General features: G+C 69.0%; 24 protein-coding genes. 14 read left to right on the top strand and 10 right to left on the bottom strand.

All coding sequences use genetic code 11. From position 1 onward, the window contains the following. Positions 1-49: 49 nt before the first annotated feature. Positions 50-382, bottom strand: coding sequence for an STAS domain-containing protein (locus AX721_RS08510; RefSeq protein WP_068875585.1), 333 nt, complete (start codon positions 380-382; stop codon positions 50-52). 107 nt (positions 383-489) lie between these two features. Here AX721_RS08510 and AX721_RS08515 point away from each other — a divergent pair, with 107 nt between their 5' ends. The 5 genes from AX721_RS08515 (at position 490) to AX721_RS08535 (ending at position 4,318) form a co-directional block, all read left to right on the top strand. Next, on the top strand, positions 490-927 hold the full coding sequence (locus AX721_RS08515) for an ATP-binding protein (RefSeq protein WP_068875586.1): 438 nt from the start codon (positions 490-492) through the stop codon (positions 925-927). Between the two features lie 6 nt (positions 928-933). After that, on the top strand, positions 934-1,395 hold the full coding sequence (locus AX721_RS08520) for an SET domain-containing protein-lysine N-methyltransferase (RefSeq protein ID WP_068875587.1): 462 nt from the start codon (positions 934-936) through the stop codon (positions 1,393-1,395). After that, complete coding sequence (locus tag AX721_RS08525) at positions 1,392-2,624, top strand: diaminopimelate decarboxylase (RefSeq protein WP_068875588.1); 1,233 nt, start codon at positions 1,392-1,394, stop codon at positions 2,622-2,624. The genes AX721_RS08520 and AX721_RS08525 overlap by 4 nt, the downstream gene beginning before the upstream one ends. 62 nt (positions 2,625-2,686) lie before the next feature. Continuing rightward, positions 2,687-3,367, top strand: coding sequence for a TorF family putative porin (locus AX721_RS08530; protein ID WP_068875589.1), 681 nt, complete (start codon positions 2,687-2,689; stop codon positions 3,365-3,367). An 18-nt stretch (positions 3,368-3,385) separates the two neighbouring features. Then, entirely contained in the window at positions 3,386-4,318 is a 933-nt protein-coding gene (locus AX721_RS08535) for a glutaminase (protein ID WP_082765493.1), read from the top strand. An 876-nt stretch (positions 4,319-5,194) separates the two neighbouring features. Here the strand turns inward: AX721_RS08535 and AX721_RS08540 are convergent. Beyond that, a complete protein-coding gene (locus AX721_RS08540) occupies positions 5,195-5,890 on the bottom strand; it encodes a hypothetical protein (protein ID WP_156467080.1) in 696 nt (231 codons plus the stop codon). Positions 5,891-6,062: 172 nt separating this feature from the next. Here AX721_RS08540 and AX721_RS27310 point away from each other — a divergent pair, with 172 nt between their 5' ends. Further along, a complete protein-coding gene (locus AX721_RS27310) occupies positions 6,063-6,407 on the top strand; it encodes a hypothetical protein (protein WP_156467081.1) in 345 nt (114 codons plus the stop codon). A 151-nt stretch (positions 6,408-6,558) separates the two neighbouring features. Here the strand turns inward: AX721_RS27310 and AX721_RS08550 are convergent, their stop codons facing one another. Then, entirely contained in the window at positions 6,559-7,380 is an 822-nt protein-coding gene (locus AX721_RS08550) for an enoyl-CoA hydratase (RefSeq protein ID WP_068875592.1), read from the bottom strand. A 107-nt stretch (positions 7,381-7,487) separates the two neighbouring features. On the opposite strand from AX721_RS08550, the gene AX721_RS08555 reads away from it, so the two are divergent. Next, a complete protein-coding gene (locus tag AX721_RS08555) occupies positions 7,488-8,231 on the top strand; it encodes a VOC family protein (RefSeq protein WP_068875593.1) in 744 nt (247 codons plus the stop codon). An 81-nt stretch (positions 8,232-8,312) separates the two neighbouring features. Here AX721_RS08555 and AX721_RS08560 read toward each other — a convergent pair whose 3' ends face one another. Together AX721_RS08560 and AX721_RS08565 are read right to left on the bottom strand one after the other, a co-directional pair. Then, entirely contained in the window at positions 8,313-9,347 is a 1,035-nt protein-coding gene (locus AX721_RS08560) for a LacI family DNA-binding transcriptional regulator (protein WP_082765494.1), read from the bottom strand. 248 nt (positions 9,348-9,595) lie between these two features. Continuing rightward, positions 9,596-11,152, bottom strand: a complete 1,557-nt coding sequence (locus tag AX721_RS08565) for a sulfatase (protein ID WP_197422508.1) — start codon at positions 11,150-11,152, stop codon at positions 9,596-9,598. A 363-nt stretch (positions 11,153-11,515) separates the two neighbouring features. On the opposite strand from AX721_RS08565, the gene AX721_RS08570 reads away from it, so the two are divergent. Further along, a complete protein-coding gene (locus AX721_RS08570) occupies positions 11,516-12,424 on the top strand; it encodes a formylglycine-generating enzyme family protein (protein WP_068875637.1) in 909 nt (302 codons plus the stop codon). A 565-nt stretch (positions 12,425-12,989) separates the two neighbouring features. Here AX721_RS08570 and AX721_RS08575 read toward each other — a convergent pair. Further along, the gene (locus AX721_RS08575) at positions 12,990-14,168 is read right to left on the bottom strand and encodes a GntR family transcriptional regulator (protein WP_068875596.1); all 1,179 of its coding nucleotides are present in this window, start codon (positions 14,166-14,168) and stop codon (positions 12,990-12,992) included. Positions 14,169-14,331: 163 nt separating this feature from the next. Here AX721_RS08575 and AX721_RS08580 point away from each other — a divergent pair, with 163 nt between their 5' ends. Both AX721_RS08580 and AX721_RS08585 read left to right on the top strand, forming a co-directional pair. Next, the gene (locus AX721_RS08580; RefSeq protein WP_068875597.1) at positions 14,332-16,491 is read left to right on the top strand and encodes a TonB-dependent receptor; all 2,160 of its coding nucleotides are present in this window, start codon (positions 14,332-14,334) and stop codon (positions 16,489-16,491) included. A gap of 2 nt (positions 16,492-16,493) precedes the next feature. Beyond that, entirely contained in the window at positions 16,494-18,218 is a 1,725-nt protein-coding gene (locus AX721_RS08585; protein ID WP_068875598.1) for a S9 family peptidase, read from the top strand. Between the two features lie 50 nt (positions 18,219-18,268). Here the strand turns inward: AX721_RS08585 and AX721_RS08590 are convergent, their stop codons facing one another. Both AX721_RS08590 and AX721_RS08595 read right to left on the bottom strand, forming a co-directional pair. Continuing rightward, a complete protein-coding gene (locus tag AX721_RS08590; RefSeq protein WP_068875599.1) occupies positions 18,269-18,856 on the bottom strand; it encodes an NADPH-dependent FMN reductase in 588 nt (195 codons plus the stop codon). Between the two features lie 10 nt (positions 18,857-18,866). Beyond that, on the bottom strand, positions 18,867-19,346 hold the full coding sequence (locus AX721_RS08595; RefSeq protein WP_068875600.1) for a MarR family winged helix-turn-helix transcriptional regulator: 480 nt from the start codon (positions 19,344-19,346) through the stop codon (positions 18,867-18,869). Positions 19,347-19,459: 113 nt separating this feature from the next. Between AX721_RS08595 and AX721_RS08600 the strand changes: the two genes are divergently transcribed. From AX721_RS08600 to AX721_RS08610, 3 genes are all read left to right on the top strand, one after another. Further along, positions 19,460-20,512, top strand: coding sequence for a 5-methyltetrahydropteroyltriglutamate--homocysteine methyltransferase (locus AX721_RS08600; RefSeq protein ID WP_068875601.1), 1,053 nt, complete (start codon positions 19,460-19,462; stop codon positions 20,510-20,512). Positions 20,513-20,591: 79 nt separating this feature from the next. Then, complete coding sequence (locus AX721_RS08605) at positions 20,592-21,113, top strand: hypothetical protein (protein ID WP_068875602.1); 522 nt, start codon at positions 20,592-20,594, stop codon at positions 21,111-21,113. 1 nt (position 21,114) lies between these two features. Further along, positions 21,115-21,846, top strand: coding sequence for an ankyrin repeat domain-containing protein (locus AX721_RS08610; protein ID WP_068875603.1), 732 nt, complete (start codon positions 21,115-21,117; stop codon positions 21,844-21,846). A 17-nt stretch (positions 21,847-21,863) separates the two neighbouring features. Here the strand turns inward: AX721_RS08610 and AX721_RS08615 are convergent, their stop codons facing one another. After that, complete coding sequence (locus AX721_RS08615) at positions 21,864-22,073, bottom strand: hypothetical protein (RefSeq protein WP_068875604.1); 210 nt, start codon at positions 22,071-22,073, stop codon at positions 21,864-21,866. Positions 22,074-22,281: 208 nt separating this feature from the next. On the opposite strand from AX721_RS08615, the gene AX721_RS08620 reads away from it, so the two are divergent. Then, the gene (locus AX721_RS08620) at positions 22,282-23,157 is read left to right on the top strand and encodes an NAD(P)/FAD-dependent oxidoreductase (RefSeq protein WP_068875605.1); all 876 of its coding nucleotides are present in this window, start codon (positions 22,282-22,284) and stop codon (positions 23,155-23,157) included. Between the two features lie 13 nt (positions 23,158-23,170). Here AX721_RS08620 and AX721_RS08625 read toward each other — a convergent pair whose 3' ends face one another. After that, the gene (locus tag AX721_RS08625) at positions 23,171-23,875 is read right to left on the bottom strand and encodes an alpha/beta fold hydrolase (RefSeq protein ID WP_068875606.1); all 705 of its coding nucleotides are present in this window, start codon (positions 23,873-23,875) and stop codon (positions 23,171-23,173) included. Between the last annotated feature and the right edge of the window lie 2 nt (positions 23,876-23,877).

Raw genomic sequence — 23,877 nt, forward strand, 5'->3', positions numbered from 1 at the left:
GGCGGCCCTGCTCAGGCCCGACGGCCTGCTGGCGGTGGTGACGCCGGCTTCAGCCCAGGCTGGCCAGGGCTGAGTCCACGTCCGCCTCGATGGCGAAGATGCTGGAAAAGCCCGAGATGTCGAACACCTCGCGCACCGAGTCCGAGAGGCCGGACAGCACCAGCCGATGGCCCTTGCTCCGTGCCGCCTTGGCGCCGATTAGCAGCACCCGCAGGCCGGCGGAGCTGACGTAGGGCGTCTCGACGAGGCTCAGGACGATCTTCTCGTTGTCCTGGACGCGGGCGGGCAGCACCGCCTCCAGGTCGCCGGCCGTGCCGGAATCCAGCCGGCCGGACACCGAGAGCAGGAGCACGCCGCCGCGGTTTTCTTCCTTGATCTGCATCTGGGGCGCCTCGCGTTCCCGCCGTCGCCGCGGCCGTTGAGATAATTCGCCGCGCGACTAGACTGGCAACCGTGAGTCCCCGCAAGGCCCCGGATCGGGCGAGCGATATGGAAGCCGACTTCTCCTATTCGCTCCCGGATGGCGGCGCGGGCCTCTCCGCGCTCCTCGACGCGTTCGAGGCGGCGCTGGCGGCGCGGGACGTGCCGCCCGCGGTCGCCAGTTCCATCCTGATCGCCGCCGACGAGATCGTCAGCAACGTGGTGGGCCATGGCGGCGCGTCCGCGGTGGAGGTCTCGGTCAGGATCGCCGGCGGCCAGGTCAGCGTCAGCGTCGTCGACGACGGCCCGCCCTTCGATCCGCTGGCGGCCGAGGCGCCCGACACCACCCTGTCGATCGAGGCGCGCGAGATCGGGGGGCTGGGGATTCACCTGGTTCGCAAGCTGATGGACCACGTCGACTATCGGCGCGACGGTAAGCACAATCGTTTGCGGTTTTCGAAGAGCTTTGCGCCACCCTCTCGACAGAGCGCCGACGAGCCATCCTAGGGCCCCATGCCGACACCCGCTGAATCTTCCCACGCCGGCGTACAGCCGGACGACACGCTGCAGGTCTGCGACACCGATTCCGAATACGGGCTCGGCGTGCGCACGCTGGTCCCGCGGCGCAAGGGCGAGGTGATCCACCGCTTCACCGGCGTGATCGGGCCCGAGCTCAAACAGCACAGCCTCCAGGTCAGCCCCGGACTGCACATCTACGACACTGAGATCATCGGCTTCCTGTCGCACAGCTGCGCGCCGGACTGCCGGCTGGACATGGCCGCCTCGCAGGTCGTGGCCCTGCGCGACATCCGCGCCGGAGACCTCCTGACCATCGACTACGCCGAGACCGAGGACGTGCTCTACCGCCAGTTCGCCTGCCATTGCGGCGCGCCCACCTGCCGCCACTGGATCACCGGGCGGGCCGAGGCGCCCAACGCGGAAGGCCGCACCTATCTCGCCGCGTTGAAGCCATGAGCGCCGCGCCGGCCGTGGCGGCGTCCGGGTTCTGGTGGACGCGGGACGACCTGGCCTATCGCGACGGGCGGCTTCACCTGGCCGGACGCGACCTGGCCGCCCTGGCGGCGACCGCTTCGGGACCGCTGCATGTCTACAGTGAGGCGCGGGTGCATGCGAGCCTCGCCCGGCTCCAGGCCGCCCTGGCGCAGACCGGCCTGCCGACCCGGATCTACTACGCCATGAAGGCCAACCGGTTCGAGCCGCTGCTGCAGAGCCTGGCCCGCGCCGGCCGCTGCGGCGTCGATGTCTGTTCGCCGGCCGAGATGGAGCGCGCCCTGGCCTGCGGCTTTGCGGCGGCGGACATCAGCTTCACCGGCACGGCGGTGTCGAACCGCGACCTGGACCGCCTGCTGGCCCAGCCGGACCTCACCATCAACTGCGACTCGGTGGGCCAGATCCGCCGCATCGGCGCGCGCGCGCCCGGCCGCGCCATCGGCGTGCGGGTGAATCCGGAGCGGGGGACGGGCTACGCCGGCGCCGAGAAGCTGACCTACGCGGGCGAGGCGGCCACCAAGTTCGGGATCTACCGCCAGCAGTGGCCGGAGGCCCTGGCCATGGCGAAGGCGCACGGCCTTTCCATCACCAGCCTGCACTTCCACGTGGGCTGCGGCTACCTCACCCGCGAGCTCGACGCCTGGGACGCGGCGGTGGGGGCGGGCCTGGCCTTTCTGGACGATCTGCCCGACGTGCGCACGGTGAACGTGGGCGGTGGCCTGGGCCTCCCGCACCGCGCGGGCGATGCGCCGCTAGACCTGTCGCGATGGGCGGCGATCCTCGCGCGCCGCTTTGCGGGCCGGGGCGTCACCGTCGCGGTCGAGCCGGGGGACTACCTCGTCAAGGACGCGGGCGTCCTGCTGCTGGGCGTGGTGGAGGTGGAGCGCAAGCGCGACGTCACCTTCGTCAGCGTGGACGGCGGCTTCAACCTCGCCCCCGAGCCCGCCTACTACGGCCTGCCCTGCGAGCCGGTGGCCTGCGCGCCCCGCAGCTTCGACGTCTCGACCTGGCGGCCCGTCACCGTGGCCGGCAACATCAACGAGGCCCTCGACGTCTGGGCCGCCGACCACCCCATGCCCGAGCTGCGCGAAGGCGACGCCATCGCCCTGATCAACGCCGGCGGCTATGGCGCGTCCATGAGCTCGAACCACTGCATGCGCGGCGACTTCACCGAGATGCTGCTTCCGGCCTGACGCCAAGCTCCCGTTAAGTGAATCGCGTGCTCATTGGCGCCCGGATTTCCCAAGGATCAGGCATGACCCTCCGCACCGCGCTCTTCGCTGCCGCCGCGCTCGCCCTCGCCGGCCCCGCCGCAGCCCAGGCAGCGCCGAGCTTCGAGTTCAACCTCGGCGTCGCCAGCGACTATGTGTTCCGGGGCGTGAGCCAGACCGACGAGGATTCGCAGGTGTTCGGCGGCGCCGACGTCTCGGCCGGGCAATTCTACGCCGGCGTCTGGGCCTCCAACGTCGACTTCGGCGACTCCACGGACCTGGAGTTCGACCTCTACGCCGGCTTCACCCCGACCCTGGGCGTGGTCTCGCTGGACCTGGGCGTCCTCTACTACGGCTACACCGACCAGGGCCCGGGGGCGGACCTCGACTACGTCGAGTTCAAGGCCGCCGGCAGCGTGCCCCTCGGCCCGGCGACACTGGGCGCCCAGGCCTACTATTCGCCGAACTATTACGGGGGCGTCGACCACGCCCTCTACTATGAGGTCAACGGCTCGTACTCGCCGACCATCAAGGTCTCGTTCAGCGCCGCCCTCGGCCGCCAGCAGGTGGACGGCGCCGGCGACTACACCACCTGGAACGTCGGCGTGGGCTATGCGCTCACCGATCACCTCGGCCTTGATCTGCGCTATCACGACACCGACAAGCACCGCTTCGGCGACATCTACGGCAGCCGGGCCGTGGTCAGCCTGAAAGCTGTGTTCTAGCGCCAAGGTCCAAACCCCATGTCGACCGAGACCCTCGCCCAGATCGTCGCCACGGTCGGCAAGGAGATCGCCGACGCGCACCGGGGCGAGGGCAAGGTCGCCGACTACATCCCCGCTCTGGCCAGGGTGGACGCCAACCGCTTCGGCCTGGCGGTGATCACCTGCGACGGGGAGATGGCCGAATACGGCGACGCCTGGCTGCCGTTCTCCATCCAGAGCATCTCCAAGGTCTTCACCCTGACCATGGCGCTCCAGCGGATGGGCGAGAGCCTGTGGGTGCGGGTGGGGCGCGAGCCGTCGGGATCCCGCTTCAACTCCATCGTCCAGCTGGAGGCGGAGGGTGGCGTGCCCCGCAATCCCTTCATCAACGCCGGCGCCATCGTGGTGACCGACGCGGTGCTGGCCGGCCGCACCCTGGGCGAGGCGGTGGACGACATCCGCGACACCCTGCGCCGCCTGGCCGGCGCCGACACCATCGATGTCGACAAGGAGGTGGCCACGTCCGAGGCCGCCACCGGCTATCGCAACTACAGCCTCGCCAACTTCATGAAGGGGTTCGACAACCTGCACAGTCCGGTGGAGGACGTGCTGCAGACCTACTTCCACCAATGCTCCCTGCGGATCACCTGCCGCCAGCTCGCCCGCGCAGGCCTGTTCCTGGCCAAGGAGGGCGTCGATCCCCTCACCGGCGAGGTGGTGATCAGCCCAGAGCATGCGCGGCGGATCAACGCCATCATGATGACCTGCGGCCACTACGACGCCTCGGGCGAGTTCGCCTTCCAGGTGGGCCTGCCGGGCAAGAGCGGCGTCGGCGGCGGCATCCTCACCATCGTCCCCGACGTCGCCGCCGTGGCGGTCTGGTCGCCCGGCCTCAACGCCGTCGGCAACTCCCAGGTCGGAACCCTGGCCCTGGAGCGCCTCGCCGCCCGCATGCGCTGGTCGGTGTTCTGAAGGCGCCTCATCCTGATCGTCATCCCGGGCGTAGCGCTCGCCAGAGCGCGGAGACCCGGGATGACGGAGGTGAGGTGCGAGGGTTGGCGTCCGCCGACGGTCGGTTTCGCCAGGTGGCTCTCGGCCTAGTAGCTGACATCCAACCTTGGACCCCGATGCGGACGTTCGCAACGTCGGGCCGGGGTGGACAGCGGGCCTTACGATATCCCGTTCACGTCTCTCGGGCTGACCCAACCGGGGCCGCAGCTACGTTGCGCTCGATTGAATGCTTCAAGGTCGTCATCCCGAAGCGTAACGGCGCCGTCACTGAACACGAATGGGATCGGTTGTGGAAATCCAACCCCTCCAACTTCTTCCGCATAGCCGCAGACCACCCCGTCTGCTCCGCCTTGAACCAGTGTCCTGACGGCAAACGTTGAGGCAGACCGCTCGCTCAAGCGTGCCTCAATCTGTTGTGCAACGTCGCTCTGATGGCGCTCTTTGGGCGTGCAGCCGCCAAAGCAGAGCAGGGCCGCAGTTCCGAAGAGGACCATTCGCATAAGCCCAAGCTAGCAGCAAACAGCCTGCCGCCAAGGAGACCTTGCCAACGTCTTCGGAGGGTCGAAAGCACCCACTGGCAGGACGTCCCGAAGCGACGGACACTTGGCCGGAAATGGACCACGCCCCGGGCCCCGGATGACGATTGCCGGGCCGCGCACACCTGAGCTCGCCCCCGCCCGCACCTGATCGTCCGACGGCCAGACTTCCAACGATGGTCGGGCAGGATGCCTTCATCGCGGTCTACATCCTGGCGAGCCGCCGGAACGGAACGCTCTACACCCGCCCGCCAACCGAGGTTGTGAACGTCAGAGACGGATGGCTTATGGACTTCGCCGCTTAGGCGCTACGCAAATCGCGGCGCACCCAAACGATACAACGCGCGCGGACCGAGACGTCGGCGTGACCGTCGAGCTCAAACACCATGAGATCCCGCTCAGGCATACCGGCTTCCCTCACCTGCTTGCCGACGATCGAACCCAATTCCGTCGCGCTGCGGTCTGCCGCGATAAACACAAATGAACCTGGCTGAGCGGGATAGTCACCGCGTTCGCTAGCCCAGTGATCGTCAATCTCAATACGCAGATTGGCGCCCTCGGAGCTGACGCGAAGCACGGTTGCCTCACGCAACCTTCCATAGATACTGAGCCAAGTGTCGCTCGTGGGCACATAGCCAGACGCGCCATAGGCTTCGAGGGCGGCGCGCAGTTCCTCATGGGGGAATGGCGTATGGTCGTACTCATCGACGAAGAGGCCAAACTCCTCTTCGAGAATCTGCGCGATCCGGGCCGCAGTTGTGGAGTCTTCCGCAACGACCCCATCAAGCAGGATGCCTTTTGAGCCATCGTCGTAAGTGACAACCGACCACACCAACATGGCGGACGGCATTCCGAGCTCTTCAAGCTCCGCTGACGTCATCGGCAGCTCCAGACATCCGCCATCAGCAGGCAGCTCCGGAATGTCCACATCTCCGTTTGCACAGCCCCAAGCGTCACCGGGGGACGAAAATATCGGCATGTCGATGCGAACCCGCATCCCAAGATGATCCGGGCGCTGGGTGAACGGTCCGCTAAGGCTCGAGCTACGTCACCGGCGCCGCCCCCCGAACCGGACCTTCGGCAGGTTGCCTGAGAGCGGACATCATAGATGGCCTTGGAGGGTGGATTGCGGTCGCTCACTGCGCCACTCTCACGGCGCACGGGGGACCATGATGAGCGAGATTTCCACGCCTTCCGGCGGTCGGTGGCGTTGGCAGAGTGCGGGCCTCAGCCTCCTTGGTGCTTGGGCTGGTGCTGGGCTGGCAGGTAAATGGTGCTACTGGCGAGGTCGTGCTTTGGACGGCCAACTTCCCTACCGTCTTCAGGCATACGCACCTGAGAACGCCCCTTACTACTGGTTCCAGCTGGTTGTGGCGCTGGTTTGGCTCTTGCTATGGGCGCGGTTCGTCTACACTCAGAGCAATGCTCAGTGGATCGCGTCGGCGATCCCATTTGCTTTCTTCGGCTTCTTCCTCTGGCAGCAACTGGGCGCGGCCCATGCGTGCTCGTTCTGACGACCGCTACCTTCTGAACGTCCGCTAAGGGTCGAAAGCACGTCTTGGCCCAGGCGCCGATCTCGGACGTTCAGGTCGCGACGGCGAGCCTTCGCCTCCGGACATCCGCCCTGGGATGACGAGCCCTACAAGCGCCTGGACGTGAACGCGCTCAGCGCCCCGTGAACACCGGCTCGCGTTTCTCGACGAAGGCCTTGGCCGCTTCCTTGTGGTCGGCGGTCTGGCCGCAGTGGACGTGGTGGGTGGCTTCCAGGTCCAGGCAGTCGTCCACGTCGCCGGCCATGGCGCGGTTCAGGTTCTCCTTCATGTAGCGGTAGGCGATGGTCGGCCCGTTTGCGAGCCGTCGGGCGATCTCCTGGGCGCGGGCCTGCAGCTCGTCGAACTCGCAGACCCAGTTGGTCAGCCCTAGCCGCAGGGCCTCGTCCGCCCCGATCCGGTCCGACAGGTAGTAGAGCTCCCGCGCCTTGGCCGAACCCACCAGCTGGGTCAGGAAATAGGTCCCGCCGTAGTCGCCCGAGAAGCCGACCTTGGCGAAGGCGGTGGTCATGATCGCGCTGGAGGCCATGATCCGCAGGTCGCAGGCCAGGGCCAGGCTGAAGCCCGCGCCGGCCGCCGCGCCGGGCAGGGCTGCCAGGGTCGGCTTGGGCATCTTGAACAGCTTTCCCGCGGTGGCGCGCTGGTTCACCCGCTGGCGGTGGATGGCCGCGTCGATCCCACCCCCATCGCCGCCGCCCTCGTTGCGGCTGTTCATGCCTTTCACGTCACCGCCGGCGCAGAACCCCTTGCCGGCGCCCGTCAGCACGATGGCCTTCACCGCCCCGTCCAGCTCGGCCCAGGCCAGGGTCTTGGCCAGGGCGTCGTTCATCTCGCCGGACATGGCGTTCCGCGCATCCGGCCGGTTGAGCATCAGCGTCAGCACCCCGCCGTCCAGGGTGGCGAGCAGGTCGGTCGTGCCGGTGTCGATGTCGGCCATGGCGGGGTCCCTCCGTTGTTGGTTGGCGCAGACGATAGGGCCTGGCCGCTTGACCGTCATCCGGGCGGCGCCTCTAGTTCGCGCCAACGAAAAGCGGGAGGACGACGATGCGGCTTCGGCAGATCGCCCTGGTGGGCCAGGACCTGGAGGCCGCGCGGGCGGAGATCGTGGACGTGCTGGGGCTGGGCGCCGCCTACGCCGATCCGGGCGTCGGCAAGTACGGCCTGCACAACGCCGTCTGGCCGGTGGGCGACACCTTCCTGGAGGTGGTCTCCCCGACCCGTGAGGGCACGACCGCCGGCCGGCTGCTGGAAAAGCGCCAGGGCGACGGCGGCTACATGGTGATCCTGCAGACCGACGACCTAGCGGGCGCGCGGGCCCGCGTGGCGGAGAAGGGCGTCCGGATCGCCGACCAGTTCGACGGCAAGGGGGTCTCCTTCACCCATCTGCATCCCAAGGACGTGGGCGGCGCCATCGTCTCGGTGGACTGGATGGAGCCGCGCGAGCGGTGGGAATGGGGCGGCCCCGACTGGCAGGCCAATGTGAACACCGACACCTCGCTGGAGATCGTCGGCGCCGAGGTCCAGGCGGACGATCCGCCCGCCATGGCCATGCGCTGGGGCGAGGTCCTGGGGCTGCCGGCGCGGCCGGACGGCCTCAGCCTTGCCCTCGACGGCGGCGAGATCCGCTTCGTGAAGGCTGAGGACGGCCGCGGCGAGGGCCTGCGCGCCTTCGACGTGAAGGTTCGCGACCCCGTGGCCGTCTTCGCCCGCGCCCAGGCCCGCGGCGCCGTGGACGCCGATGGCGAGGTGGTCCTCTGCGGGACCCGCGTGCGGCTCGTCGAGGGCTAGCAGGCTAGAGGAAGCGCGTGGCAGCGCGGACCTGGGCATGATTCGCGCCTTCGCAGCTCTCCAGACGCTGCTCCCCCGCATCTAGCGGGATGCCCGTGCGACCGAGCCCCTTTCCACGAGTTCGAAGTCGAGGGAAATATCCGTCGCCGCCTGAAATCCCGTAGGGTCCAGCAGCAGGGACACGGCAGCGGCGGCCATCTCGGCAATGGGCTGGCGCACCGTGGTCAGCCCCGGTCGCACGAGGGCGGCCGAGGGGCTGTCGTCGAAGCCCGCGACCGACAGGTCGGCGGGCACGCCCAGCCCAAGCTCGGCGGCGACGGCCATGACGCCCAGCGCCATGTCGTCGTTCGCTGCGAAGATCGCCGTCGGCGGTTCCTGCAGCGCCAGGAGCTGCGCGGCCGCCGCCTCACCGGACTGGAAGGTGAAGTCGCCCTCCGCCTCGAGCCGCGCGTCGCGCGCGACGCCGGCTGCTTGAAGCGCCTGCAAATGTCCCTCCCGCCGACGACGCGACGCCGGCCAATCGGGAGCGCCGACGAACCCGATCCTCCGATGGCCGAGCTCAAGAAGCCGTTGCGTCATCGCAAACGCCGCGCCGCGATCGTCCATGCGTACTGTCGCGCCCGGGGTGTCGCCCACTTCGGGCGAGATGAGGACGTAAGGGATGTCCTGTGCGGCCAGGGCAGCGATCGCCTGTGAACTGCGCGACAGGGGCGGCGGCAAGACGACCCCAGCGACACGCAGGGAGCGCAGCCGCAGCGCCACCTCTTCGCCGCGACCTTCCGGGATTTCGTCCACGATCAGGCTGTAGCCGGCCTCGCGGCAACGGCCCAGAGCGCCCTCCATGGCGGCCGCGATGTAGGCGTGCGACGTTCGCAGCTGTGGCGACGCGCGGACGGCGAAGCCCACCAGGAAGGTGCGTTGCCCGGAGAGCTGGCGCGCCATCAGGTTGGGGACGTAACCCACCATCTTCATCGCGCGATGGACCGCCTCGCGCTTCTCGGGTCGGACACCGCTCTCGCCGTTCACCACCCGCGCCACGGTCTTGAAGGAAACGCCCGCCAGCTTGGCCACTTCGATGATCGTCGGTGGTCTGTCGCGACGGGCTCTCGATGGCATGCGTCGGCTCTCTCCAGCGGGTCGCGGCCTACCTAATGGTGGGTAGTACCACCGCTGTCATCTCGCAATGTCGCACTCTCGGCGCGACCCCGTTGACAACGTTGTCTATTCGTTCGTACGCCGGCGGCCGCTACGAGGTGCGCCTGGCCCGCGACGCGACCGATCCCGGCGCGACGGCTTCCCCGACGCTCAAGGGCCGGTTGATCCGCGATCCCGGCGTCGCCTCACGCCCACGCTAGCCCCGGCTGTCAGCGGTTGCGGCCGGAGTTTCGGAGCGGAAAGTAGCGCCGCCCCGCCTTTTCGGCTTCGACCTTCTCTCGCGTGTCCGGAAACAGCCCGTGCATGATGTCCGGCGCGTCGCCTTTGCGGAGCCATTCGGCCGGGAAGTCGGCGGCCTCGCGGCCCTGCAGGTTCCGGAACACCTGACCCTGGGCATACTTCTCGGTGTAGGGCACCACGTGCTGGCCCTTGTTGTTCGCGAGGGCCGCGAACAGCCGCTTGCGCAGCTCCACCTTCTGCTCGAGGTAGGCCGGATCGTCGATGAGGTTGTTCATCTCGAGCGGATCCTTCTCGAGGTCGTACAACTCCTCGATGTCCCAGATCCCGTGGTACTGGATGTACTTCACCCGCCCGCGCTCGATCGCGAAGGTCGTGGGCGTCATCGGGAACGTCCATTCCCAGTAGTACTCGTAGATGAAATCGTTTTCCTTCCAGTCGCCCGGCTTGACCTTGCCGGTCATGACCGGAGCGACGCTTTGGCCCTCGAACTGCGGCGGCCGCGGGGCGCCGGCGAGCTCCAGGAAGGTGGGCGCGAGATCCAGGTTGCTGACCCGAACCGGGTTGACCACGCCCTTGGGCACGAGCCCCGGCGCATAGGCCACCATCGGCACCTTGATCGACCCCTCGTAGGCGTTGCGCTTGTCGATCAGGCCGTGGTCGCCGAACAGGAAGCCGTTGTCGCTGTAGAAGACCACGATGGTGTTCTTCTCGAGTCCGCTCTTGCGCAGGAACGCAAGGATCCGGCCCATGCTGTCGTCGACGCCCGTGACCGTGCGGTAGTACTCGCGCAGATACTCCCTGAACGGCGTGTCGCGGTTGTAGGCGAAGTCGACACCGTGCCAGCTGTTGCGCTGGTTGCGCACCCACATCGGCTTGCCGCGGTTGTTCTCCGGCGTGTCGGCCGCGCTGGCCGGCAATCTGATGTCGAGGTCCTTGTAGAGTTCTGCGTTGCGGTCGGGCCCCCGCGTGTCCGAGTGGACCGCCTTGTGCGACAGGTAGAGGAAGAACGGTTTCGACCTGTCACGGCCGTTCTCCATCCAGTCGATGGCGTAGTCCGTCAGCTCATCGGTGATGTAGCCCTTTTGCGGGACCGGCTTGCCGTCGACGTTCAGCGTCTGCCGCACGCCCGCGGCGACCTCCTCCTTCGAAAGGCCATCCGTGGGCAGGTAGCTGCCCTGGCCGAGGAAGCTCACCCAACGGTCGAAGCCGGGCCGCGGCGCGTCGCTGGACTGGCCCATGTGCCACTTGCCCACGAAGGCCGTCTGGTAGTTCGTGCCCTGCAGGTGCTTCGGGAAGAAGGTCAGCGCGGCTTCGGACGAATTGTTGTTGTCCACGACGCCGTGGTTGCGCGTCGTCTGCCCGGTCAGGATGGTGGCGCGGCTGGGCGAGCACAGCGCCGAGGTCACCACCGCGTTCGGGAAGTACGTTCCGTTCTTCGCCATGAAGTCGATATTCGGCGTCTTCAGGCCAGGCGTCAGGAAGCCCAGTGCGTCGTAGCGTAGGTCGTCGACCAGCACGAAGATCATGTTTGGGGGCTTCGCCGGCGGCGTTTGGGCCTTTGCATCGCCCCACCCCAGCGCCAAGGCCATTGCGAGCGACGCCGCGCCCGCCATGCGCCGCCATCCGCACGTTCGCCCGTCTGTCATTCCGCCTCCAGAGTGGTCGCGCGCCCGACGGAACCTGTTGTTCCCACCGCGACAGCCGCTCAGGAATACGAAATGAGACAACGTTGTCAAATCAACTATATTCGCGCTGGCGGTGGCGGGCCGCTCAGGCCAGGCGCTTGCGCCGAACCGCGTCAGGCTCTTTTCTCCGGATCCCCATTCCACAAGGCCGCGATGTCCCTGCTGTCCAGACCGAAGCCGCCCCGCCGCTCCAAGCTTGCGGGCATGAAGCTCCTCCGCGGCGGCGGCTTCACCATGGGGTCGGAAAGCCACTACCCTGAGGAGCGGCCGCGTCGACGCGCCGAGGTGGGCGATTTCTGGATCGACGAGCATCCGGTCACGAACCGCCAGTTTGCGGCCTTCGTCGCCGCCACCGGCTATCGCACCTTCGCCGAGATCGCGCCTGAGCCGCGCGACTATCCCGGCATGCCGCCCGAGATGGCGGTCGCCGGCTCGGCGGTCTTCATGCCCCCCGATCCGCCCACGGGGACCGACGATCCGTCACGCTGGTGGACCTTCGTCTTCGGCGCCGACTGGCGTCGCCCGCTGGGGCCGGACAGCGGCGTCGACGACATCCTCGACCATCCTGTGGTCCAGGTCGCCTATGGCGATGCGCTGGCCTATGCCCGCTGGGCCGGCAAGACCCTGCCCACCGAAGCCGAATGGGAGTACGCCGCGCGCGGGGGACGCGAGGGCGAGGCATACGCCTGGGGCGACGTCTTCGAGCCGGATGGCCGGCCGCAGGCCAACTACTGGCAGGGCGGTTTCCCGAATGAGAACACGCTGGCCGACGGCTATCTCCGCACCTCGCCCGTCGGGGCCTTCCCACCCAACGGCTTCGGCCTCCACGACATGATCGGCAACGTCTGGGAGTGGACGAGGGACTGGTACTCGGACACCACCGCCGAGCCCGGACCCTCCTGTTGCGCGCCGGCCCGCGCCCGCACCGTCGCCGAGCACGAGAGCTACGACCCGGCCACGCCGCACGTGCGCATCCCGCGCAAGGTCCTGAAGGGCGGCTCGCACCTCTGCGCCGAAAACTACTGCCAGCGCTACCGGCCCGCCGCGCGCCATCCGCAGCCGATTGACAGTCCGACCTCGCACATCGGCTTCCGCTGCATCGTGCGGCGCTAGCCGCCTCCGTCCACCCGCATCGCCGGAACTTCGGGACCGGGCTTGGGCGTATCGCCGGCCCGGGCGCCCTTGGGCCCATAGGGCACGGACGTCGCGACACCCTCCGCGCGGTCGTAGTAGAGCGCGGCCCCCCCCGCGACTCGACCGTCTCACGCGGCAGCGGCGTCTTCAGCTCGGCCACGGTCCTCCTGTGGGCCGGGTCGTCGACAAGGTTGCGGCGCTCCTTGGGATCGGCTTCGAGGTCGATAAATGTCGAGCAGTTCGACCGGCGGCTTCACCACCGCCCCGGCCTTGGCCTTGCCCAGCGCGCGGATGATCACCCGCGGGAGGCGCGCCGGTTCTGGGCATGCGAATTCCCCATCAAGGGCGCGGAGGCGCCGGCGACCGTCAGCCCGACGCGCCACGACTTGGCAACGCTGTCAGAAGGACGAAGCCCCGGCTCCGCTCGGCGCCGATCGGCTGATCAACTGTGCGCAGACCCATCCGGCGTCCGCGTCGTCGATCCTTCAGATCATCGGCCGACGACCTCGCGCCGACTATTCGGTCGACGAGCCTCCCGACCGCGTCACCAACTGAACCTCAGCGCCTCCTGGCAGAGGTGGTGGGCGGCTGCGCTGCTCCCGCCACGTCCGACATGGATGTTGCCGACGATCTCGGCGCTGGCCTGCGCCAGCGTGCGGGCCTGGGCGTCGGTCAAGTCCGCCCGGGAGGTCCGCCACCGCACGACGTACGCGGCGAAGCACCTGGCGAGCAGGTGGAGCGGAGTATTGGCGGCGAGGTCGGAGATCGTTCGCTGGAGCGTAAACCATTGCATCCCCACCGCTGTGGCGTCCGCCGCGTCCCGCATGCGCCCCCAGGCCTCGTCGACTGGATCCGCCGGCGCGGCGGGCGTGTGAATGGCCCGGTCGATGAGCGCGATGTTCACGAGGCGCACCATGCGGTCGCACGCATCCACCGAGACGGCGCGCGATGCGAAGTAGGCGTGCGCCACCCGCACAGCCCCCGCCGAGCGGTCCGCGCTGGCGAGAATGCCGCCGCGGCGTCCTTTCCTGAGCCAGAGGACGCCGCCGTCCTCCAGAAGCCGAATGGCCTGGACGACTACGGGGAGGCTGGCGGCATAGTGCTCCGACATGGCGTCGAGAACGCCCGCGCCGCCGCCTTGCGCGCCGGAGAGCCACGAGTCGAGGTCCGCCTCGATCCGGGCCGCGATGCTCTCGGCCCTCACGGCGCAGTGCGGCGCCGGGGGCGGGCGCTCGTCGGTCGCCAAGCGAACGAGGACGGCGCGTGCGAATGTGGCGGCCGTTCCGCGCTCGTGCTCGAGGCCGGGCGCCAGGGCTTCGAGCGCCTCGACGGCTTGGCGGCGCGCCTCGCCGCCGGGCAGGGCGCCCACGAACGCCTCGATAGCCCGCGCTTCGTCGCCCGGGGCCACGACGTAGCCCCCGGCCTTGCCCCGTCGAGCCTCGACCGCCCCGCGGGCCAGCAGTGTGCGGCTGGCCTGGCGCATGATTCGGCCGCTTGCCGCGAATTGCCGCGAAAGCTCCCGCTCGGTTCCCAGGCGATCCCCGCCGTTCAGGCGGGAGGCCGTGATGTAGGTCTCGATCTCATCGGCGAGCTCGATGCCTCGCGAGCGGGCGCGCCCGCCGTCGCCGACGATCTCCCCGAACAGCGTCCAGGACCGCGCCTGGACGGCCTGCGGCCGAAGCGGCCGCGCCGCTTCCAGACCGCTTGCCTTTCCGTCGCTCATCGCGCCGCCCCGTCTGTTATGTCACATAACATACTCTCGTCCGCATCGGGCGCCAAACCGCTCAAAAGCGATTCCTTTTTTCCCTTCCGCCCCGACCCCAGTCTCGCTGCCAGCAAGAGTCTCGGCCCGAGCCGAGCGAGCAGACCAAGAGGGGGAAGCCCATATGCGGCTCATGCTACTCGCCGGCGTGTCGTCGGCGGCGTTCGCCGTCGCGACGGCCGCAGCGGCCCAGGATCGGGCGCCGACCGAGCTGGGGGAGATCATCGTCACCGCCCAGAAGCGCGCCCAGAACCTGCAGGACGTGCCGATCGCCATCACGGCCCTGGAAGGCGATGCGCTTGGCGGCCTGCAGATGGCCAGCGGCGCCGAGATCGCGCGGCAGTCGCCGAACCTGAACGTCTCGGTGCTGGGCAACGAGGACCAGCCGAAGTTCGCCATTCGCGGCGTGGCCCAGTCGCAGTTCCAGCTCAACGCCTCGTCGCCGACCGGCGTCTTCTACGATGAGGTGTTCGTGAGGTCGTCCTTCCTCGGCGGGGCGCAACTCTACGACATTCAGCGCGTCGAGGTGCTGCGCGGGCCGCAGGGAACCCTGTTCGGGAAGGAGACCGTCGGCGGCGCCGTCAGCTTCATCACCAAGGCGCCGGTCTTCGGGAACGAGGGTTACGTCGCGGCCGAGTATGGCGACAACCAGGACTACCGCATCGATGGCGCGCTGAACGCAGAACTGGTCCCCGGAAAGCTGGCCGCGCGCGTCGCGTTCAATCTCGCGGAGAGCGATGGGTTCGTGAAGAACCGCTTTCCCGGCGGGCGCGACAAGTCGAGCATCGACAAGACCGCGCTCCGGGCCTCGTTGCGCTACGACGACGGCGCTGGTTTCGACGCGACCCTTCGGCTCTTCCTGACCCGCAGCTCGCCGGACGCCGTAGGTCCCATCACCTACGGCTTCGGGCCGGGCGGGACGAACGCCTTCGGCGCCGATCCGCGGATCGATCCCGCCACCGGCGCCCGGCTGTCGGCGCACGAGGGGGTCTACGACCGGCAAGGCCGCATCCGGGTTCGCGGGGACGGCGCCTACCTGACGCTGAACAAGGATCTTGGCGCGGTCACCCTGACGTCAATCTCCTCATACCTGGACGGCCACTTCCTGAACGAGGTGGACGGCGACGGGACCGGCGCGCCGCTTCTGCACCTCGATTTCGTCGCCGATGCGAAGGAGTACAGCCAGGACCTGCGCCTGGCCACGAACCTCGCCGGCCCGTTCAATATGATCGCCGGCCTGTACTACTTCCGCGACGAGCTCGACAGCGTGTTCCGGATCCTGCAGTTCGGCGGCGGCTTCACGGCGAACCAGACCTTCCGCCAGGTGCGGGACAGCTATGCCGCCTATGCCGACGGCACGTTCGAGGCGACGTCGAAGCTCACGATCTACGGCGGTCTGCGCCTGACGAAGGAGAAGGGCCGGCTCGACGATTTCCAGTCGATCATCAACATCCCGGGCCTGGGAATCCCGTCCACCGACCTGCGCTACAGCGAAACCAAGCCCAGCGGGCGTCTCGGCCTGCGCTACCAGTTCAACCCCGACGTCATGGGGTACGCCCAGTATGCGCGAGGCTACCGCAGCAGCGGCTTCAATGGCGGCGCAGTGGCCTTTCCGGGCGACCTGAACGTCGCCAAGCCCGAGTTCCTGGACGCGTGGGAGGCGGGGCTGAAGACCGAGCTTCTGGATCGCCGGGTCCTGCTGAACCTCGCCGCGTTCCACTACAAGTTCACAGACCAGCAGTTCATCAACTCGATCTCGCTGACCGAGACCCAGCTGGTGAACGCCGGCAGTGCGCGGCTGAACGGGCTCGAGGCCGAACTGACGGCCCGCATCACCGATCGCGTCAAAGTGAACGCCGGCGTCGGCTTGCTGGACACGAAGTACACGAAGCTGGTGCTGTCGGGCATCGACCTCTCCGGCAACCGGCTGATCGAGTCGCCGAAGCTCAGCCTCAACGTGTCCGCCGACTACACCGCGCCCGTGGGCGATGCCGGGGAGGTCCTTTTCCACGGCGACCTGGCGCACAAGTCGGGCCAGTACTTCAGCGCCTTCAACCGGGACACGTTTCCGGAGTCGTTGCAGTACGCCAAGGCGTTCACCGAGGTGAACGCGCGCATCGCCTATCGGGACCGCGCCGGCCGCTACGAGATCGGCGTCTGGGGCAAGAACCTCACCGAGAACGAGGTTCCCACCGGGGCGGGGACCGACCAGGGGACGGCGACGTTCTTCACGACGGTCCCGTATCCGCGGCGCTTCGGCGTCGACGCCAGCCTGAAGTTCTGACGATGACGGATGGCCGGAGCGCGGGCGGCCTGCGTGGGTCGCTCGCGATGCTTGTGGCGGGCCTGATCTTCATGGCGGCAGCCCTGGCGGCGGCGGCGCGGCTGCAGGCGCCACAGGGGGTCAGCGTCGAGGCGGTGCGCTTCCAGGGCGCGTCCGGCGCGCGGATGCGCGCGCTTCTCTATCGCCCCGCCTCGGCGACGCCGGAGACGCCCGCGCCCGGCATCCTCGCGGTTCACGGCTACCTGAACTCCGCGGAAATCCAGTCGAACTTCGCCATCGAGTTCGCGCGGCGGGGATATGTCGTGCTGGCGCCGGACCAGCGGGGTCACGGGGGCAGCGACCCGGCCGCCTTCTCGGACGGCTTCGGCGGGCCGGACGCGCTCGCGTTCCTCCGGCGCCTGCCGTACGTCGACCGCGACAACATCGGCCTTGAAGGCCACAGCATGGGCGGCTGGACGGTGCTCGCCGCCGCGAAGGCCTATCCCGACGGCTATCGCGCGATGGTGCTGGAAGGCTCGAGCGTGGGGCCGCCCTTCGCGCCGCCCGGCGACACCCGGTTCCCGCGCAATCTAATGGTCGTGTTCGGCGCGTACGACGAGTTCGGCAGCTTCATGTGGGGGCCGGAAGCGCCGGTCCGCATCGGCGCAACCCGTAAGGCGATGGCCCTGTTCGGCGTGCAGGCGCCGGTGGCGCCCGGACGCGTGTACGGCGATATCGAAGCCGGAACGGCCCGCGTGCTGGAGACGCCGCAGGCGATCCACGCCGGGATGCATCAATCGCCGGCCGCGATCGGCTTCGCGCTCGCGTGGTTCGGCCGCACCCTGGAAGGGGAGCGGTCGTTGGCGTCTCGGGACCAGATCTGGCCCTACAAGGAGGCGGCCACCGCGCTCGCGCTCCTGGCGACCGCGCCGGTGCTGATCGGCCTCTTCGGCGTGCTGCTCCGCGTGGCCCCGTTCGCGCCTTTGGCGCGGGACGCCGCCGCGCCGCCGCCGCCGGCCGGCTCCGGCAAGCGATGGACCCAGTTGGCGGCGGTCGCGGCAGTTCCCGTCCTGGCGTATCTGCCGGTCATGCGCCTGGCCGAGCAATGGCTGGGCGAGAACGCGGTCTTCCGGCAGACCTTCAGCAATCAGATTGCGGTGTGGTCACTCTTCAACGCGCTGCTCGCGCTCCTGGCCCTGAAGCTGGGCGGACGCCTGGCCTCTTCCGATCTGAGAGGCTTCTGGCGCGCGTTAGGGCTGGCGATCCTGGTCGCCGGAGGTCTCTATGCCGTCATCGGCGTGGCCGATGCCGTCGGCCACGTGGATCCGCAGTTCTGGATCCTGAGCTGGCGCCCGTTGGAGCCGGGCCGGTGGCGCGACTTCCTCGTCTATCTTCCGGCCTTCCTGTTCTATGCGGTGATGACGTTGAGGATGGTCGACGCGCTGCGCCCGCTGGCGTGGGGCCCCGCCTGGCGCGCCGTCGTCTTCACGGCAGGCGTCCTCGCAGCGCCGCTCGCCCTCTTCCTCGCCCTCCAGTACGGGACCTTGCTCGCCACAGGCGCGCTGCTCTCGCCGACAGAAGGCCTGCGGGTGATCGTCGCGATCCCACTGCTCGCGGCCATGGTCCTGGTTTCTATCCTGGCGGTCGCGACGACCCGCATGACGCGCGACACGCTGCCCGGCGCGCTCCTCTGCGGCGTTCTCCTCACCTGGTTCCTGACCGCGACCCAGGCCGTCGGCGGCGGCTGAGGCTTCAGACGTCATCCAGGAACGAGCTTTCGATCATGCGCGGGCCCGCCCTATCCCACCGGCGGCTCCAACCTCTTCGCCAGCTCGATCACCCGCGCCGCAAGCCCGCCCAAAAGCTGCGCCGGCAGGGCCTCCTTCAGCGCCCAGTTCTCGTCGAAGGTGCCGTGGGCGAACGGCACCAGCACCTGCTCCGTCGCCACCACCGTCTGGATGGTCCCCAGGATCTGGCGCATGTGGGTGATACCGCGCAGACCGCCGAACGGGCTGATCGAGGCGGCCATCAACCCCGCCACCTTGCCCCGGAAGGCGCTCAACGCCACCAGGGTCTCGCCGTCGGTCGGCCGCGACGCCCAGTCGATGGCGTTCTTCAGCACGCCGCTGACCGAGCCGTTGTATTCCGGCGTGGCGATCAGGAAACCGTGGTGGGCGCGGAAGAGGGCCTTCAGCTCCCGCGCCGCAGGGGGAAAGTCGGACACCTCCAGGTCGCCGTCGTAGAGCGGCAGGGCGAAGTCCTTCAGCCTGATCTCGGTCACCTCCGCGCCGCGCGCACGCGCCTCCTTCACCGCCAGGGCGAGCAGGGCCTGGTTGAACGATCCGTTGCGGGTGCTGCCGGCAAAAGCGAGGAGCTTGACGGTCATGAGAGTTCCATCACGCGGCGGAATCCGAGGGGACGTCTTCGCCGACGTCGGCGGCGAGGTTGCGGCCGACTTGGGTGAGGGCCTTGCGCAGGACGTCGATCTCAGCCGGGGTCAGGCCGGCCAGGGCCAGGGCATTGACCTCGGCGACCGCGGGCAGCAGCACCGCCTCCAGGGCCTGGGCCTGCGAGGTCAGGAAGACATGGACCTTGCGCCGGTCCTCGACGCTCTTCTGGCGAGTGACGAAGCCCGAGCGCTCGAGGCTCTTGAGCGCGATCACGGTGGTGGGCTCGCGCATGCCGACGCGGCGGGAAAGCTCGCGCTGGGTGAGGCCATCCTCTCGCCACAGCACCCGCAGGAACCGCCACTGGCCGCTGGAGACGCCATGCGGCGCCGTACGCACCTCCAGCGCCCGGGAGAAGGCCCGGAAGGCGATGCGGGTCAGATAGCCGATGCTGTTGGTCGGGTCGGCGTAGAATTTGGTGTCGCTCATACCTCGACCATTCCACCGCGGCCCGGGCGCGGCAATCGCCACCCCGGCTTCATTGACAGGCTTGGAGCCTCTGCCTACGCAATAGATAGAATGCTAATCTTTTGGAACCCCTCATGCTGCTTCCCGGCCTGCCGCTGCTGCCCACGACCATCGTCGGCAGCTATCCCCAGCCGGATTGGCTGATCGATCGGGAGGGTCTGAAAAGCCGGCTTCCGCCACGCGTGCGGGCGCAGGAGCTCTGGCGGATCAAGGACCCGCGCGAACTGGCCGACGCGCAGGAGGCGGCGACTCTGGTGGCGATCAGCGACCAGAAGCTGGCGGGCATCGACATCGTGGGCGACGGCGAGATGCGGCGGGAGAGCTATTCGAACCGCCTGGCCACGGCCCTGGGCGGGATCGAGACGGACCCGCCGGGAATGGCCATGGATCGCACGGGCGCCATGAACCCAGTGCCGCGGGTGGCCGGGCCGATCCGGCGTCTCGGGCCCATCGAGGCTCAGGATGCGGCGTTCCTGAAGGCGCGGGCGGGCGGGCCGGTGAAGATCACCATCCCCGGCCCCTTCACCATGACCCAGCAGGCGCAGAACGATCACTATACGGACGCGCGCAGCCTGGCGCTCGACTATGCGGACGCGGTCAACGCCGAGATGCGCGACCTGTTCGCCGCCGGCTGCGACATCGTCCAGCTTGACGAGCCCTATCTGCAGGCCAAGGCCGAAGAAGCGCGCAGCTTCGCCATCGAGGCGATCAACCGGGCGGTGAAGGGCGTAGGCGGGATCACCGCCCTGCACATCTGCTTCGGCTATGCGCACGTCCACCAGGGGGCGTCCAAGCCCGGCGGCTATGCCTTCCTCGAGGAGCTGGAAGCCTCGGACGTGGACATCATCTCCATCGAGGCCGCCCAGCCGAACCTGGATCCGCAGATCCTGCGCGAACTGCCGACCAAGCACATCATGTATGGGGTCATCGACCTGAACGACCCCAACGTCGAGGGCGCCGAGACCGTGGCCCAGCGCATCCGCCGCGCGCTGCCGTATATCGACGCCGAGCGCCTGATCGTCGCCCCCGATTGCGGGATGAAGTACCAGAGCCGGGCGGTCGCGTTCGGCAAGCTGAAGGCGATGTCGGACGGCGCGGCGATAGTGCGGCGGGAGCTGGCGGGATAGGCCGCGCCAAGCCGCCTCGTCCGAATCCACTGTTACGCCGTAAAAGGAGTTCCCACGCTTCACCGGAGAACACCTTCGAATGCCCGCCTCGCGTTTCGTCCCCTTGCTGGCCCTGACGCTCGTCCTGCTGGGGCCGACGCCCGTCTTCGCCGAGACCACGGCCGATCAGATGCTGGCCACGGCCCAGAAAATTCGCGCCAGCGTCGAGCAGCTGAAGGACAAGCTGCCGGCCGAACAGCAGGCCCAGATGCTCAAGCAGGCCGACGAGATCGAGCAACAGGTGCGGGAAGGGGCCTATGCCGGCGCGACTGCGCCGCCGAGGGAGCCGAGCCTGTCGGAGCGCCTCATGGCCACGCACGGTCGCCTGGAATGGCTATCCGCCGAGGCCGCCTGCGCCGGCTATACACTGGAGAACTATTCGACCTTCCGCTTCTCCAGCGCCATCAACGAACGCGACACCCATTGCCGCAACGCCTACGGCCACTGGGCGACCTACCTTCGCGTGACCCGCAGTGGCGAGGGGGAGGAGGCGGCGGAACAGGCGCTATTCTACTACGACGCGGCGGCGCGGCGGGCGGTGACGTTCTACGGGCGGAAGTGACATGCACAAGACCTTGCTCGCCTCAGCGGCCCTGGCGTTGAGCCTCACGCTCGCCGCCCCTGCGACCGCGCAGACCGACGCAGCGCTGCGCGTGGCCATCTTGCAAGACGATCCGGGGGCCATCGCCGGGGCCATCCGGGCCGGCGCCGATCCGCGCGCCGTCGGGGAAAACGGCTCGCCGCTCGCGATCGCAGCAATGTCGGGAAAGGCGCGCGCGGTGCGCGCGCTGCTCGACCTTGGCGCCGATCCCGCGGCCCCGGGCCCGAATGGCGGGAACGCCGTGAGCGCCGCATTCTTCGCCATGAACGGCGTGGCCTTGCTCGGGCGCGACGAGGCGCCGGAACCGGCCCGGAGGGCAGCGGCGCTGGACGTGTTGCGCGCGATCGCCGCCCGGGGCGTGGGGCTTGATGTCCTGATGCGGCTGGGGCCCACCAGCATGACGCCGCTGATGCAGGCGGCCGAGGCCGGCGCCGTGGACGTGGTGCAGATCCTCCTGCAGGCCGGCGCCAATCCGAACGCCGTCAACGGCGGCCGCTATTCGGCGCTGGACTATGCCGTGGACCGGGCGCCGTCGTGGGCCGCACTGCCCCAAGATGGGCGCGCGGAGATCGTCCGCGCGCTGCTAGCGAAGGGCGCGCGCAGAGATCGGGCGGGCGCAGACGGGGTTACGCCCCTGGCCCGGGCGCGCCGGACCGGGAATGCGGAGGTGATCGCCGCGCTCGAGGGTGGTTGAGCCTCAGGCCTCTTCCATCAGCCAGGCCGCGAGCAGGCCCGGTCGGAAATCTCCTGGCCGCGGGCCTGCGGGACGTCCCGCTCGTTCAAGGCCGCCAGGGCGCGCCAGCGGGCGGCCGACAGCTCGTGCTTCTCGCGCACATTGTCCAGGACGCAGGTTTCGGCGAGCGCGGTCGCTTCGGCGGCGCGCGTGTTGTAGGCGGCCGATTTCATGTCGCGGGTAAGCATCGCGTCAGCGCCCTCCGACGGGGGCCATCCGCGCAGCAGCGCGGAGTTTTGAGGCAGGTGGGCTCATGAGACCTCGCAGCGGCGCCGCGCCGAGAGGGATCGACCGCTTGGCTGGCGGCACGCGCCCGGCGGCGCTTGTCGTAGATGGGGTGTCGCGGCCCCGGTAGCCAGGGCGCCACCAACAGCTTCGCCATGCGTTTGCAGGGGAATGGACGCCTCGCCAGCCCCCGAACGTTACGAGGCCGTCGTCGTGGGCGCGGGCCCGGGCGGGCTCACGGCCGCAACCTACCTCGGTCGGTTCCGCCGCCGCGTGCTGGTGTTGGACGGCGGCCCCTCGCGCGCCACCTGGATCCCAGAAAGCCACAACACCCCTGGCTTCCCGCGAGGCATCGGCGGGGACGAGCTGCTGGCCCGGCTGCGGGACCAGGCGGAGGAGTATGGCGCCGTCATCCGCCCCGGCCGCGTGGAACGGCTCCAGCCCATCCCCGAGGGATTTCAGCTGGAGGTCGGCGGCGTGTGGTTCGAGGCGCCCACGGCCCTGCTCGCGACGGGCGTGGTCGATCGTCTGCCCGACGTGCCGGGTCTGGAGGCTGCGATCAAAAGGGGTCAAGTCCGCATGTGTCCCATCTGCGACGCCTATGAGGCCACGGGCGCGAAGATCGCAGTACTGGGCGCCGGGCCGCTGGCCCAGAGGGAGGCGGACTTCCTGCGCACCTACAGCCCGAACGTTACGGTCCTGATCGTGGGCGAGGCCGAGGAGGCGCCTTCCGACGCAGCGCGCATCTCCCTTTCCGACCTGCAGTTCGAGGGCGACCAGGTGCGGCTATCGGACGCCGGCGGTGAAACGCGCTTCGACCACCTGTACCTGGCCCTCGGCTGTGCGAGTCAGACTGCCCTCGCCCTCGCGCTCGGCGCCGGCCAGGACGACAGGGGCGACCTTGTGGTGGACTCGCACCAGATGACGAGCGTCGACGGCCTCTATGCTGTCGGCGATGTCGTGCGGGGCCTGAACCAGATCGCGGTGGCCGCCGGCGAGGCGGCGATCGCGGCGACGGCCATGCACAACCGCCTGCGCAAGGCCTGACCGCCGCGGCCATTCAGCCCCGTTCGGCCAGCCAGGCGGCAAGCAGGCGGTTGGTGGTCTGGGGCTTTTCCAGGGTGGGCAGGTGGCCGCAGTCGGGGACCTCCTCGAAGCGGGCATTTGGAATTTCGCCGACGATTTCGTCCACGTGGGCTGGGGTGGTGATCCCGTCCTGGGCGCCGCGGATGACCAGGGTCGGGACGCGGATCGCGCTCAGCGAGGGGCGGCTGTCCGGACGGGTCATGATCGCGCGCTGCTGGCGCAGGAAGGTCTCGGCGCCGGTGTCGGCGGCCATCCGGCGCACCACGGTCAACAGCGGCGCGTCTTCGCGGCGCGCGGGGTGGACCAGGATGGGGATACGCTCTTCCACCACCTCGACGAACCGGCCGTCCTCCACCAGGCGGATATAGCCCTGGCGACGCTCCGTCTGGGCCGGGCCGTCGTTGGGGGCCAGGGTGGCGATGAGCGTGAGGCTGATCACCCGCTCCGGCGCCCGGCGCAGGACCTCGAAGGCGGTGAAGCCGCCCATGGCGTGGGCGACCAGGTGAAAGCGGTCCGGCGCTTCATCCAGCAAGCGGGCCCCCATGCCTGCGATGGTCTCGTCCCGGGTGTGGTCGGCGAAACGCAGATCGTAGTCGTCGGCCAGGGCCACCGCCTGGGGCGCCCAGCAATCGACGGTGAGCAGCTGGCCGGAGGCGAAGACGGCGGTGGGACGGGGCATCG

It is taken from the genome of Phenylobacterium sp. CCH9-H3, assembly GCF_001557235.1.
In the GTDB taxonomy this organism is placed as follows: domain Bacteria; phylum Pseudomonadota; class Alphaproteobacteria; order Caulobacterales; family Caulobacteraceae; genus Phenylobacterium.